Origin of the sequence: Kitasatospora sp. NPDC048239 (genome assembly GCF_043202015.1) — a bacterium.
Lineage (GTDB): Bacteria > Actinomycetota > Actinomycetes > Streptomycetales > Streptomycetaceae > Kitasatospora.
Genome location: NZ_JBICZP010000006.1, coordinates 582,576 through 594,423 on the forward strand (window position 1 = coordinate 582,576; position 11,848 = coordinate 594,423).

General features: G+C 73.7%; 12 protein-coding genes. 9 read left to right on the plus strand and 3 right to left on the minus strand.

Annotated elements, in window-relative coordinates:
- Positions 1 to 4 precede the first annotated feature (4 nt).
- The 7 genes from ribH (at position 5) to ACGFZP_RS19885 (ending at position 6,121) form a co-directional block, all read left to right on the plus strand.
- Positions 5 to 478: a 6,7-dimethyl-8-ribityllumazine synthase gene (gene ribH / locus ACGFZP_RS19855; RefSeq protein WP_392934457.1), complete on the plus strand. Its 474-nt coding sequence runs from the start codon at positions 5 to 7 to the stop codon at positions 476 to 478.
- A gap of 140 nt (positions 479 to 618) precedes the next feature.
- Positions 619 to 891: a phosphoribosyl-ATP diphosphatase gene (locus tag ACGFZP_RS19860; protein ID WP_387942747.1), complete on the plus strand. Its 273-nt coding sequence runs from the start codon at positions 619 to 621 to the stop codon at positions 889 to 891.
- A gap of 49 nt (positions 892 to 940) precedes the next feature.
- Positions 941 to 1,789 carry an ATP phosphoribosyltransferase gene (gene hisG / locus ACGFZP_RS19865; RefSeq protein ID WP_387942749.1) on the plus strand — a complete coding sequence of 283 codons (849 nt, stop codon included), beginning with the start codon at positions 941 to 943 and terminating at the stop codon, positions 1,787 to 1,789.
- A gap of 127 nt (positions 1,790 to 1,916) precedes the next feature.
- Entirely contained in the window at positions 1,917 to 2,354 is a 438-nt protein-coding gene (locus ACGFZP_RS19870; RefSeq protein ID WP_392934460.1) for a PH domain-containing protein, read from the plus strand.
- A 314-nt stretch (positions 2,355 to 2,668) separates the two neighbouring features.
- Positions 2,669 to 4,015: a hemolysin family protein gene (locus tag ACGFZP_RS19875; RefSeq protein WP_392934462.1), complete on the plus strand. Its 1,347-nt coding sequence runs from the start codon at positions 2,669 to 2,671 to the stop codon at positions 4,013 to 4,015.
- Positions 4,012 to 5,058, plus strand: coding sequence for a hemolysin family protein (locus tag ACGFZP_RS19880; protein WP_392934464.1), 1,047 nt, complete (start codon positions 4,012 to 4,014; stop codon positions 5,056 to 5,058). The genes ACGFZP_RS19875 and ACGFZP_RS19880 overlap by 4 nt, the downstream gene beginning before the upstream one ends.
- Positions 5,059 to 5,137: 79 nt before the next feature.
- Positions 5,138 to 6,121: an NAD-dependent epimerase/dehydratase family protein gene (locus ACGFZP_RS19885; protein ID WP_392934466.1), complete on the plus strand. Its 984-nt coding sequence runs from the start codon at positions 5,138 to 5,140 to the stop codon at positions 6,119 to 6,121.
- A 42-nt stretch (positions 6,122 to 6,163) separates the two neighbouring features.
- On the opposite strand, the gene ACGFZP_RS19890 is transcribed toward ACGFZP_RS19885, so the two are convergent.
- Both ACGFZP_RS19890 and ACGFZP_RS19895 read right to left on the minus strand, forming a co-directional pair.
- Positions 6,164 to 8,152 (minus strand): AAA family ATPase, encoded by a 1,989-nt coding sequence (locus ACGFZP_RS19890; RefSeq protein ID WP_392934693.1) that lies wholly within the window; start codon positions 8,150 to 8,152, stop codon positions 6,164 to 6,166.
- Positions 8,153 to 8,592: 440 nt separating this feature from the next.
- A complete protein-coding gene (locus tag ACGFZP_RS19895) occupies positions 8,593 to 9,228 on the minus strand; it encodes a uridine kinase (protein ID WP_392934469.1) in 636 nt (211 codons plus the stop codon).
- Positions 9,229 to 9,437: 209 nt separating this feature from the next.
- Between ACGFZP_RS19895 and ACGFZP_RS19900 the strand changes: the two genes are divergently transcribed.
- Positions 9,438 to 10,601: an acyl-CoA dehydrogenase family protein gene (locus ACGFZP_RS19900; protein ID WP_392934471.1), complete on the plus strand. Its 1,164-nt coding sequence runs from the start codon at positions 9,438 to 9,440 to the stop codon at positions 10,599 to 10,601.
- A 106-nt stretch (positions 10,602 to 10,707) separates the two neighbouring features.
- Here the strand turns inward: ACGFZP_RS19900 and ACGFZP_RS19905 are convergent, their stop codons facing one another.
- A complete protein-coding gene (locus ACGFZP_RS19905) occupies positions 10,708 to 11,160 on the minus strand; it encodes a hypothetical protein (RefSeq protein WP_392934473.1) in 453 nt (150 codons plus the stop codon).
- A gap of 229 nt (positions 11,161 to 11,389) precedes the next feature.
- On the opposite strand from ACGFZP_RS19905, the gene ACGFZP_RS19910 reads away from it, so the two are divergent.
- Positions 11,390 to 11,830: an Lrp/AsnC family transcriptional regulator gene (locus tag ACGFZP_RS19910; protein WP_030243361.1), complete on the plus strand. Its 441-nt coding sequence runs from the start codon at positions 11,390 to 11,392 to the stop codon at positions 11,828 to 11,830.
- The last annotated feature ends 18 nt before the right edge of the window (positions 11,831 to 11,848 follow it).

Consider the following 11,848-nt stretch of genomic DNA (forward strand, 5'->3'; position numbering starts at 1 on the left):
GCACATGAGCGGCCACGGAGCCCCCGAGCTGACCATCGACAACGCCGCCGGCCTGAAGGTCGCCGTGATCGCCGCCCAGTGGCACGACCAGGTGATGAACGGGCTGCTGGACGGCGCCCACCGGGCGCTCAAGGAGCTCGGCATCGACGAGCCCACCGTGCTCCGGGTGCCCGGCACCTTCGAGCTGCCGGTCGCCGCCAAGCGGCTCGCCGAGCGCGGCTACGACGCGGTGATCGCCCTCGGTGTCGTCATCCGCGGCGGCACCCCGCACTTCGACTACGTCTGCCAGGCCGCCACCTCCGGCCTCACCCAGGTCAGTGTCGACACCGGCGTCCCCGTCGGCTTCGGCGTGCTGACCTGCGACAACGAGGAGCAGGCGCTGGACCGCGCGGGCCTGCCCGGCTCCGCCGAGGACAAGGGCCACGAGGCCGTCACCGCGGCCGTCGCCACCGCCGCGGTGCTCCGCGCGATCGCCTGAGCCCCCGGCCGCACCCGAGCCCGCCCGAGCCGGCGGTACGACCAGCACACCGGGTCCCGGACCGTGGACGTCCATTGGACTGTCCACGGTCCGGGACCGTTTACCGCCCGTAAGCCCGCACGCCGTAAGGTGAGTCCATCATGGCTCTGAAGACATTCGAGGAGCTCTTCACCGAGCTCCAGCAGAAGGCCGCCACCGGCGACCCCTCGTCCTCCCGTACCGCGCAGCTCGTCCAGCAGGGCGTCCATGCGATCGGCAAGAAGGTTGTCGAGGAGGCCGCCGAGGTCTGGATGGCCGCCGAGTTCCAGTCGGACGAGCAGACCGCCGAGGAGATCTCCCAGCTCCTCTACCACCTTCAGGTGATGATGGTCGCCCGCGGGCTGACGCTCGAAGACGTTTACAAGTACCTCTGAACCGGCCGACGTGCCACTCCACTCCCCACCAGGTAAGGAACCGACCTCCATGCTGCGCATCGCCGTCCCCAACAAGGGTTCGCTCTCGGGTCCCGCGGCGGAGATGCTCCATGAGGCCGGCTACCGCCAGCGCAAGGATCCCAAGGAGCTCGTCCTCGTCGACCCGAACAACGAGGTCGAGTTCTTCTTCCTGCGCCCGCGCGACATCGCCGTCTACGTCGGCTCCGGCCGCCTGGACGTCGGGATCACCGGCCGCGACCTGCTGCTGGACTCGCACTCCAACGCCGAGGAGGTGCTGGCGCTCGGCTTCGGCGGCTCCACCTTCCGCTTCGCCCGCCCGGAGGGCGTGGAGGTCAAGGACGTCCAGGGCCTGGAGGGCCTGCGGATCGCCACCTCCTACACCGGGCTGGTCGAGCAGCACCTCGCCGACCACGGGGTGAAGGCCACCGTCACCAAGCTGGACGGCGCGGTGGAGACCGCGGTGCAGCTGGGCGTCGCCGACGTGATCGCCGACGTGGTGGAGACCGGCACCAGCCTGCGCAACGCCGGCCTGGAGGTGTTCGGCGACCCGATCCTGGTGTCCGACGCCGTGGTGATCCGCCCGAAGGGCGCGGGGGAGGACGCGGGCGTCGACCAGTTCCTGCGCCGTCTGCAGGGCGTACTGGTGGCCCGCCGCTACGTGCTGATGGACTACGACATCCGTGCCGAGCAGGTCGGCGCCGCCGTCGCGCTGACCCCGGGCCTGGAGTCGCCGACCGTCTCCCCGCTGCACACCGAGGGCTGGGTCGCGGTCCGTTCGATGGTGCTCCGCAAGGAGGCCCAGCGGATCATGGACGACCTGTGGAGCATCGGCGCCCGGGCCATCCTGGTGACCAACATCCACGCCTGCCGGCTCTGACACCGGCGACCCGGCTCCGGGCGCGGAGCTAAACAGCGGTTCAATGGGGGCGGGGACGCGCAGAGCGTCCCCGCCCCCTTCCCTGGAAACCCCGCCGGTTCCCTGGCAACCCCCACCGGAGACCCACGTGACCACCCCCGCCGAGTTCCCCGTCACCTGGGCCCCGCGCCGCACCCGGGCCGTGCTGCTGCCGGTCTGCGCGCTGCTGGTCGTGATGTTCGCCGCGATCGCCGTCGCGCTCCCGCAGAACTGGCAGCTCAACGACCGGATCATGATGGCGCTCAGCGGCGCGCTGTTCGCGGCGGCCGGCCTGATGCTGGCCCGGCCCCGGGTGAGCGCCGACGCGGACGGCATCACCGTGGTCAACTTCGTCCGCAGCCGCCGGCTGTCCTGGGAGGAGATCGTCCGGGTCAACTTCCGCCAGGGCGACCCGTGGGCGACGCTGGACCTCGCGGACGGCACCTCGCTCGCCGCCGTGGGCATCCAGTCCGGCGTCGGCAAGGCCCAGGCCATCGCGGACGCCCGCGCCCTGCGCGACCTGGTCGAGAGCCGCGGCCGGGTCTGAGCCCCGGCCCGAGCCTGACCTGAGCCCCGGCCGAGCCCCGGCCCGAGCCTGACCTGAGCCCCGGCCGAGCCCGGCCCGAGCCTGACCAGACCCAGCCCGAGCCCGGTCCGGGGCGTCGACCGCAGCGCGGGTCCGAACAGGGATCCGACTCCCGTCGGGGTATCGTCTACGCTGGAAAAAGCAGGGCAAACGTTTCGCGCTGCCCGAAAACGCCTCCCGCAACGACCTGAGGAGTGACACACCCCCTCGATGGACGATCCGTCCGGTAGTACCTGCGCCGCCTCGCTTCCGCCCGTCGGAAGGCAGGCGGCACTGTGATCACCGCCTGGCTGCTGCTGTTCGCGGCGCTCCTGCTGATCCTCGCCAACGGCCTGTTCGTGGCCGCAGAGTTCGCCTTCGTGACCGTGGAGCGCGGCGCGGTGGACCGCGCCGCCAAGGCCGGCGACACCAAGGCCCGCCGGGTCGCCCGGGCCCAGCGGCACCTCTCGTTCGAACTCTCCGGCGCCCAACTCGGCATCACCGTCACCTCGCTGGTGGTCGGCATGCTCGCCGAACCGGCGCTCTCCGTCCTGCTCAAGCCCGTGCTCACCGGCGTCGGCCTGCCCGACGGCGCCGCCCGCGGCGTCGCCCTGATCATCGGCATGGTGCTGGCCACCGTGGTGCAGATGGTGATCGGCGAGCTCGTCCCGAAGAACTGGGCGATCTCCCGGCCGCTCCAGGTGGCCCGCGCGGTCGCCGCCCCGCACATGGCGTTCTCCTTCGTCTGCCGGCCGCTGATCAGCTTCCTCAACGGCGCCGCCGACCGTACGGTCCGCGCCTTCGGCATCGAGCCGCAGGAGGAGCTGGGCCACGCCCGCACCCCCGCCGAGCTGGTCTCGCTGGCCCGGCACTCCGCCCGGGCCGGCGCGATAGACGAGGAGTCGGCCACGCTCTTCGTCCGCACCCTCGGCCTGGGCGAGCTCACCGCCGAGTCGGTGATGACCCCCCGCGTCGACGTCTCCGCCCTGCAGGGCGATGCCAGCGCCGCCGACGTCGTCAACCTCACCCGGGCCACCGGCCTCTCCCGCTTCCCGGTCTACACCGACAGCCTGGACGAGGTCACCGGCACCGTGACCCTCAAGGACGCGCTCGCCGTACCGCCCGCGCGCCGCGGCCTGGTCCGGGTCTCCGAGCTCGTCTCGCCGCCGCTGCTGGTGCCCGAGACCCTGCCCGCCGAGCGGCTGCTCGACCAGCTGCGCCGGCTCCAGCCGATGGCCATCGTGGTCGACGAGTACGGCGGCACCGCCGGCGTCGTCACGGTCGAGGACATCGTCGAGGAGATCGTCGGCGAGGTGCAGGACGAGCACGACCCCGCCGACACCCCGGAGCTGGTCCCGCTGCCGCCCGTCGACGGACTGCCCGTCTGGGCCGCCGACGGCCGCGCCCGGACCGGCCAGCTGGAGTCGATCGGCCTGCACGCCCCCGACGGCCCGTACGAGACGCTGGCCGGCCTGGTCTCCGACCTGCTCGGCCGGCTGCCCGTCCCCGGGGAGCAGGCCGAGCTGCCCGGCTGGCGCTTCACCGTGGAGGCCGTCGACCGCCACCGCACCAGCCGGGTGCGGATCGAGCGGACCGGCGAGCGCCACCGCTCCGGCCGTGACCACGAGGACGGGACCCGATGACCGCGCTCCAACTGGCCGCCGCCGTCCTGCTGCTGCTCGGCAACGCCTTCTTCGTCGGCGCGGAGTTCGCCGTGATCACGGTGCGCCGCAGCCAGATAGAACCGCTCGCCGAGGCCGGCAACAAGCGCGCCCGCACCGTGCTGCACGCACTCTCCAACGTCTCCGCGATGCTCGCCGCCGCCCAGCTCGGCATCACCGTCTGCTCGCTGGGCCTGGGCGCGCTCGCCGAGCCCACCATCGCCGCCCTGCTGGAGGGCCCGTTCCACGCGATCGGCATCCCGGCCGGGCTGATGCACCCGCTCTCCTACGGGATCTCGCTCGCCGTGGTGGTCTTCCTGCACATGGTGATGGGCGAGATGGTGCCCAAGAACATGGCCCTGGCCGGCCCGGAGAAGGCCGCCCTCTGGCTCGGCCCGCCGCTGGACCGCCTGGCCCGCTGGCTCGCCCCGGTGATCCGCTTCCTGAACGCCTTCGCCAACGCGGTGCTGCGGCGGTTCAGGGTCGAGGGCAAGGACGAGGTGGAGTCGGTCTTCACCACCGAGCAGCTGATGTACCTGCTGGCCGACTCCCGGGACGCCGGCCTGCTCGACCAGGGCCGCCAGGAGCGCCTGGAGGACGCCCTGGAGCTGGGCCACCGCCCGGTCACCGACGTCCTGCTGAAGCCCGAGCAGCTGGTCACCGTGGACACCAAGGTGACCGCCGCGCAGGTCGAGGAGCTGGCGCTGCGCACCGGCTTCTCGCGCTTCCCGGTGACCGACGGCGACCCGGCCGGCCAGGGCTACCTCGGCTACCTGCACCTCAAGGACATCCTGGACGTGGACGACCCGTCCGTGCCCGTCCCGGCCCGCCACTGGCGCCCGATCACGGTGCTGCGCGGCACGCTCCCGCTGGACGACGCCCTCGGCGCGATGCGCAGGGCCGCCTGCCACCTGGCCGCCGTCCTGGACCAGGACGGGCGCACGCTCGGCGTGGCCATGCTGGAGGACGTGCTGGAGGAGCTCGTCGGAGAGGTGCACGACCCGGACCACCGCTCCGCCGCCTGACCCGGTGTCCGCTCAGAGCGATTCTGCTCTCAGCATTCGGCTGTTCCCATGCCGACCACCTGCGGGCAGGGTGGTCGGCATGAGGCTTCTACTGCTGGGTGGTACGGAATTCGTCGGTCGCGCCCTCACCGAGGACGCGCTGGCACGGGGATGGGAGGTGACGGTCTTCCACCGGGGGACGCACGCGCCGCCGGCGGGTGTGCGGGCCCTGCACGGGGACCGGACGGCCGAGGGCGGCCTGGCCGCACTGGCCGAGGGGGAGTGGGACGCCGTCGTGGACACCTGGGCGGGCGCCCCGTCGGCGGTGCGGGACAGTGCCCGGCTGCTGGCCGACCGGGTCGGGCGCTACGCCTACGTGTCGAGCCGCTCGGTGTACGCGTACCCGACGCCCGCCGACGCGGACGAGAGCGCGCCGCTGGTCGAGGGCTCGCCGGACGACGGCGAGATGCCGTACCCGCAGTCCAAGCGCGGCGGCGAGCTGGCCGTGCTGGACGCGTTCGGCGACCGCGCGCTGTTCGCCCGCGCCGGGCTGATCGTCGGCCGGTACGAGAACATCGGCCGGCTGCCCTGGTGGCTCAACCGGATCGCCCGCGGCGGCCCGGTGCTCGCCCCGGGCCCGCAGGACCTGGCACTGCAGTTCATCGACGTCCGGGACTTGGCCGCCTGGACCCTGGACGCCCTCGCGGCCGGCCTGCACGGCGCGTACGACCTGGTCAGCCCGCAGGGGCACGGCACCATGGCCGAGCTGCTGGCGGAGTGCGCCCGGGTCACCGGCTCCGAAGCCGAGCTGCGCTGGACGACGCCCGAGGCGATCGCCGACGCCGGGATCGAGCCGTGGTGGGACCTCCCGTTCTGGGTGCCGCCGGGCGAGCTGCACGACACCCTGTACCGCGCCGACGTGGCCAAGGCGGTCGCCGCCGGCCTGCGCTGCCGCCCGCTGGCGGAGACGGTCGCCGACACCTGGGAGTGGCTGCAGTCCATCGGCGGCACCGCCCCGCAGCGCTCGGACCGTCGGGTGGTCGGCCTGACCCCGGAGCAGGAGGCCAAGGCCCTGGGCGCCTGACCATCTCGACCGGACGGCGCGTCGACGGCCGGGAGCGCGGGCTCAGCCCCGGCCGTCGATCAGCTCCCCGTACGCCTGGACGACGTCCGGCAGGCGCAGCGTCGCCAGGTCCTCCCGGCCGGGCGGCCGGCGCAGCAGGGAGAGCCGCAGGTCGCGGTAGGCGCAGGACTTCTCGTACAGGGTGCGGATGAACCGCCCGTTGCCCAGTTCGTCGATCCAGCCCTCGCGCACCACGTGGGTGCAGATGCTGGCCAGCTCCTCGGCCGCGTCCTCGTCCCAGCCGTCGCCGTCCCGGCCGGCGAGCGCCGCGCCGATCGCGGTCAGCTCGCCGGGGCGGTAGCTGGGGAAGTCCACCCGGGTGGTGAAGCGGGAGTTGAGGCCCGGGTTGGTGGCGAGCAGCCGGGTCATGCCCTCCGGGTAGCCGGCCAGGATCACCACCAGCCGGTCGCGGTTGTCCTCGGCCCGCTTCAGCAGGACCTGCAGGGCCTCGTCGCCGTAGGCGTCGCCCTTGCTGTAGCCGGAGTTGGAGAGGCTGTAGGCCTCGTCGATGAAGAGCACGCCGTCCAGCGCGGAGTCGATCAGCTCGTTCGCCTTGACCGCGGTCTGGCCGAGGAACTCGCCGACCAAATCGGCCCGTTGGGCCTCCACCAGGTGGTCGCCGGAGAGCAGGCCGAGGGCGTGGAAGACCCGGCCGAGGATCCGGGCGACGGTGGTCTTGCCCGTGCCCGAGGGGCCGGAGAAGACGAAGTGCCGCTTCGGCGGCTGTACCGGCAGGCCCTGTTCGGCCCGCAACCGGGACATCCGCAGCTGTGCGGAGAGCGCCCGGACCTGCCGTTTCACCGGCTCCATCCCGACCATTTGGGCGAGTTCGGCCAGTGCGGCGTCCAACTCCCGGTCGTCTCCGGTGCGTTCGGCGCCGTATCCGCCGAAGCTGCCGGGCGGGGCCTCGCCGCGGGCGGGCACGGGCACGGGCGCCGCGGCGGCGGGCGGGTCTGCCGGGAGGGGCGGGCCGGAGCGCTCGCCGGCCTCCGGCGGCAGGGCCTCGCTCTCCTCCTCCACCGGTTCGGATCCGCCGCCCGGCGCCCCCTCGGCGGATCTGTCCGCCTCCGGCTCAGGCGTCGGCTGCGGGTCGGCCGCGGGGCCCTCCTCGTCCGCGAACTCCGGGAAGCCGTACGGGTCCAGGTCGAGGTCGACGTCCAGCCCGGCGGGGTCGTACGGGTCCTCCGACCCCGCTCCGGCCGGCCTCCCGGCCTCCCGGCCGGTCCCGGCGGAGTCGAGCAGCGCGTCGACCACGCCGTCCTCGGCCGAGATCGCGGCGAGCCGGGCCGCGGTGTCCATGAACGCCGGGTCGGCCCGGTGCACCGCCCGGTAGAGGGGCAGTGCGGCGGCGCTGCGCCCAGCCCCCTCGTAGGCGCGGCCCAGCCAGTAGCGCAGCTCCTTGCGCTGCGGCTGCTCGGAGCGGCAGCGGGCGAGCGAGGCCGCCAGCGGAGCCTGCGCCTGCGCGCACATGTCCAGCCGGACCCGCGCCATCCCGGCGAACAGCCCGGCCTCGATGCCGAGCAGCTGGTCGTCGAGCAGGCGGTCGGTGTCCCGGATCAACTGCTCCCAGTCCTTGAGCAGATAGGAGCGGCAGGCGTGCAGGAAGCGCACCGACGGGTCGTGTTCGGCGGGCGGGCACTGCTCCAACGCCTGGTCCAGCCTGGCCAGGTGGCGCCCGTCCAGCCAGTGCGAGGCGTGCGCGAGGGCGAGGTCGCGGGCGTCCTCCAGGACGGGCTGGACCCACCACCCCAGCCAGTACCAGGAGCTGAGCGGCCGCCGGTGGATCCGGCGCTGCTCGCCGAACCGCTTCTGGTTGCGGTGCATGGCGAGCAGGGCGCCGGAGGTGTCGCTGCGCAGGGCGTGCAGGCCGAGCCAGGCGTCGGCCATTCCCGGGTCCAGCCGGACGGCCGCGCGGAACTCCTCCTCGGCGCGGGTGTACGCGCCCGCCGTGTAGGCGTCCATGGCGCGCAGCCAGGCCCGGTCGGCGAGCAGGTTCGGGGCCGGGCCGCCTGCCTGGCCGCCCGCTCCGCCGACCGCGCCGTCACCGTCCGGGTGGCCGCCGCCCGTGTCGTTGCTGTCGGAACTGTCCACCGTCGCCACTCACGCCCCCCGCGGTGTGCCTCGGGGCTCGGCCGGCGGGTCGGGTGCGCAGATCCGGCCGGTGGTCGATAGCCCCCGGGGCGCAGATGCGCCTGCCAGGAATCGTACCGGCGCAGCGCTGATCCGGAAGGGTGCCGCGCCGGGTCAAATGCGATCGGGGGCCGGTCCGTTGGGCTCCCCGGGGCGCCGGTCGAGGGCGCGGTGCACGGGGGCGGGAGAAGGGGGCGGCATCCCCGGCTCACGGGGGAACAAGCCGGGGATGCCGGGCCCGATGTTGCGCGATCAACTAATCGAGCAACTGGTGAGAACCTAAGTCCTGGCGATACCGCAGGTCAAGGGCTTGTTGAAGGTTCACCGACGGTGCCCGGCGAGATCCGTCCGGTCACCCCGTCCACCGTCGTCCCGGCGTGCGGACGGCTCGGGTCGGCGGCGAAATGCGCCGATTCGGCCCGCGCCCAGCCCTCCCAGAACTCCGCCAGGGCCGGCCCGTCCCGCTCCTCGCCGCGTCGGCGGGCGGAGTCGGCGTCCAGTTCCATCCAGATCAGCCGGGCCAGCCACGGCCGCACCTCGCGCCGCCCGGCGCCGACGCCCTCGACCAGCACCACCGGGGCGAGCGGCACCGCCGCCGTCCCGGCGAACCGGCGCAGCGTCCAGTCGTACACCCGGTACGCGGCGTCCCGCCCCGCCGCCAGCGGCTCCAGCACCTGGGCCTGCAGCCGCCCGGGCCAGCCGAACGGCTCGGCGTGCGTCGCCAGGTCGTCCAGGTGGACGACCGGCGCCCCGCCCAGCGCCCCCGCCAGCCGGGCCGTGAACGTCGTCTTGCCCGAGCCCGCGTGCCCGTCCACCGCGACCAGCCGGACCGGTCCGCAGGACGGCGCCAGGGCGCGCAGCTCCCCGGCCAACCGGGTCAGGCCGTCCGAGCGGGCGGGCGCCGAAGCAGCGGTCTCGGGGATTTCGGAAGCAGCCACAACGGCAACCCTACGGTGACCCGCACTCCAGTACGGACAGTGATTCCATGCAGGTCGTGACGGCGGCGCCCTGATCAGGCATACTCGCATCGCCGCCATGTGAACGGCCGTTCACCGTAACCCGGTGCCGGTCCGGCCGACCTGCCACACCCGCTCCGCACCCCTCACACCGGGGTGCCGGAGCCTGACCGAGGAGGCGACCAACCGCCATGACCCCCGCCCCTGCGAAAGCCGTGGACCGCCAGCTGCCGAGCGAGGAGGCCCGCGAGCTGCTGAGCCTCACCCGGGACCTCGTCCAGCGCGAGGTCCAGCCCCGCGCGGCGGAGGACGAGGCCGCCGGACGCTTCCCGCGCGAGGTCTTCCGCACCCTCGGCGAGGCCGGCCTGCTCTCCCTGCCCTACGGCGAGCAGTACGGCGGCGGCGAGCAGCCCTACGAGGTCTACCTGCAGGTCCTGGAGGAGCTGGCGGCCGGCTGGCTGGCCATCGGCCTCGGCGTCAGCGTGCACACCCTCTCCTGCCACGCCCTGGCCACCTTCGGGACGGAGGAGCAGCGGGCCGAGTGGCTGCCCGGAATGCTCTCCGGCGAGCAGCTGGGCGCCTACTGCCTCTCCGAGCCGCAGTCCGGCTCGGACGCCGCCGCCCTGCGCACCCGCGCGGACCTGGACGGCGAGGACTACGTCGTCAGCGGCACCAAGGCGTGGATCACCCACGGCGGCCAGGCCGACTTCTACAGCGCCCTGGTGCGCACCGGCGAGGAGGGCGCCCGCGGCATCAGCTGCCTGCTGGTCCCCGGCACCGCGGCCGGCCTCTCGGCGGCGCCGCCGGAGCACAAGATGGGGATGCGCTCCTCCCCGACGGCGCAGTTGCACTTCGACGGCGCCCGGGTGGCCCGCGAGCGGCTGATCGGCACCGAGGGCCAGGGCTTCCAGATCGCGCTCTCCGCGCTCGACTCCGGCCGCCTCGGCATCGCCGCCTGCGCGGTCGGTGTCGCCCAGGCCGCGCTCGACCTCGCCGTGGACTACGCGCGCACCCGCCGCCAGTTCGGCCGGGCGATCGCCGACTTCCAGGGCCTGTCGTTCATGCTCGCCGACATGGCCACCCAGATCGAGGCCGGGCGCTCGCTCTACCTGGCCGCCGCCCGCCGCCGCGACGCCGGCCTGTCGTTCTCCAAGGAGGCGGCGATGGCCAAGCTGTTCTGCACCGACGCGGCGATGAAGGTCACCACCGACGCCGTCCAGGTGCTCGGCGGCTACGGCTACACGCAGGACTTCCCGGCCGAGCGCTACATGCGCGAGGCCAAGGTCCTGCAGATCGTCGAGGGCACCAACCAGATCCAGCGCCTGGTCATCGGCCGCCACCTGACCAACGGCTGACGACAGCCCCCGCGAACGGCCTCCGGGCGTCACTCCAGGGTGCGGAGTGACGCCCGGAGGCATCTCAGGCCCGGGCCGGGCCCGATGGCGTGCGGTCGGCCACCCGTCAGCGGCGCGCCAGCCTACGGCGCTGCTCGGGGATCGCCGGGGCCGCCTCGATCCGCACCGGGCGGTGCGCCACCGCGTGCGAGAACGGCTGCGTGCGCCAGTCGAGTTCGGTAGGCAGCGTCAGCAGCGCCTCCAGGCAGGGGGCGTCCGCGTCCTGCGCGTCCTCCACCTCCGCGAGGTCGTCCGCCGGAACGCCCGAACCCGGGCAGAGCGCGGGGGAGAAGGGGTGCCAGGCGGTCGGCAGCACCGCGTGCTGCGGCAGCCGCTCCTCGTCGCCGACCAGGGCGATCGGGCGGCGGCACTCGGGGCAGTGCACCCGGAAGATCTCCCAGGTGTCGCCCTCGCCCGGGTCGACCCCCGGAGCCGGGTCGTGACCGACCGCGAGATCCTCGCGGCCGCTCGTATCGTGGGTGTCGTCGGCGCCCAGCGAACGCTCGTCAGTTGCAGGCATGGTGATCCCCCTTGGATCGGGCCCGGCGTGGTCGCCCGGGGCCACAACCAGCACTTCCCTGCGACGCGGACTCATAATCCTGCGGCCCGCCGCACTGTGATGCACCGGGTGTGTCCTTCGCCACATTCGTCCGGCATGTGCCCGCCCGGCACGCCGCACCGCCCCCCGTGCCACCGCGTGCGCCCACCCGGGCGCCGCACGCGCCCCCGACCGGGTAGGTTTGCGCCTTGTGGAGGATCTCGACCAGCGCATCGTTCAGCTGCTCCTTGAGGACGGCCGGATGAGCTACACGGACCTGGGCAAGGCCACCGGCCTGTCCACCTCGGCGGTGCACCAGCGCGTGCGCCGCCTCGAACAGCGCGGGGTGATCCGCGGCTACACCGCGATCATCGACCCCGACTCCGTCGACCTGGCCCTGACCGCGTTCATCTCGGTCAAGCCGTTCGACCCCAGCGCCCCTGACGACACACCGGAGCGGCTGGCCGGCCTGCCCGAGATCGAGGCCTGCCACAGCGTCGCGGGGGACGAGAACTACATCCTCAAGGTCCGCGTCGGCGCCCCGGGGGACTTGGAGGACCTGCTCGCCCGCATCCGCAGCGCGGCCGGCGTCTCCACCCGCACCACCGTGGTCCTCTCCACCCCGTACGAGGCGCGCCCCCCCAAGCTCTGAGCAGCGCCGACGAGGTGC

Coding starts and splice junctions, on each gene's coding strand:
- hisG (WP_387942749.1), top strand. CDS start 941: ATGCTGCGCATCGCCGTCCCCAACAAGGGTTCGCTCTCGGGTCCCGCG.
- ACGFZP_RS19885 (WP_392934466.1), top strand. CDS start 5,138: ATGAGGCTTCTACTGCTGGGTGGTACGGAATTCGTCGGTCGCGCCCTC.
- ACGFZP_RS19905 (WP_392934473.1), bottom strand. CDS start 11,160: ATGCCTGCAACTGACGAGCGTTCGCTGGGCGCCGACGACACCCACGAT.
- ACGFZP_RS19860 (WP_387942747.1), top strand. CDS start 619: ATGGCTCTGAAGACATTCGAGGAGCTCTTCACCGAGCTCCAGCAGAAG.
- ribH (WP_392934457.1), top strand. CDS start 5: ATGAGCGGCCACGGAGCCCCCGAGCTGACCATCGACAACGCCGCCGGC.
- ACGFZP_RS19900 (WP_392934471.1), top strand. CDS start 9,438: ATGACCCCCGCCCCTGCGAAAGCCGTGGACCGCCAGCTGCCGAGCGAG.
- ACGFZP_RS19880 (WP_392934464.1), top strand. CDS start 4,012: ATGACCGCGCTCCAACTGGCCGCCGCCGTCCTGCTGCTGCTCGGCAAC.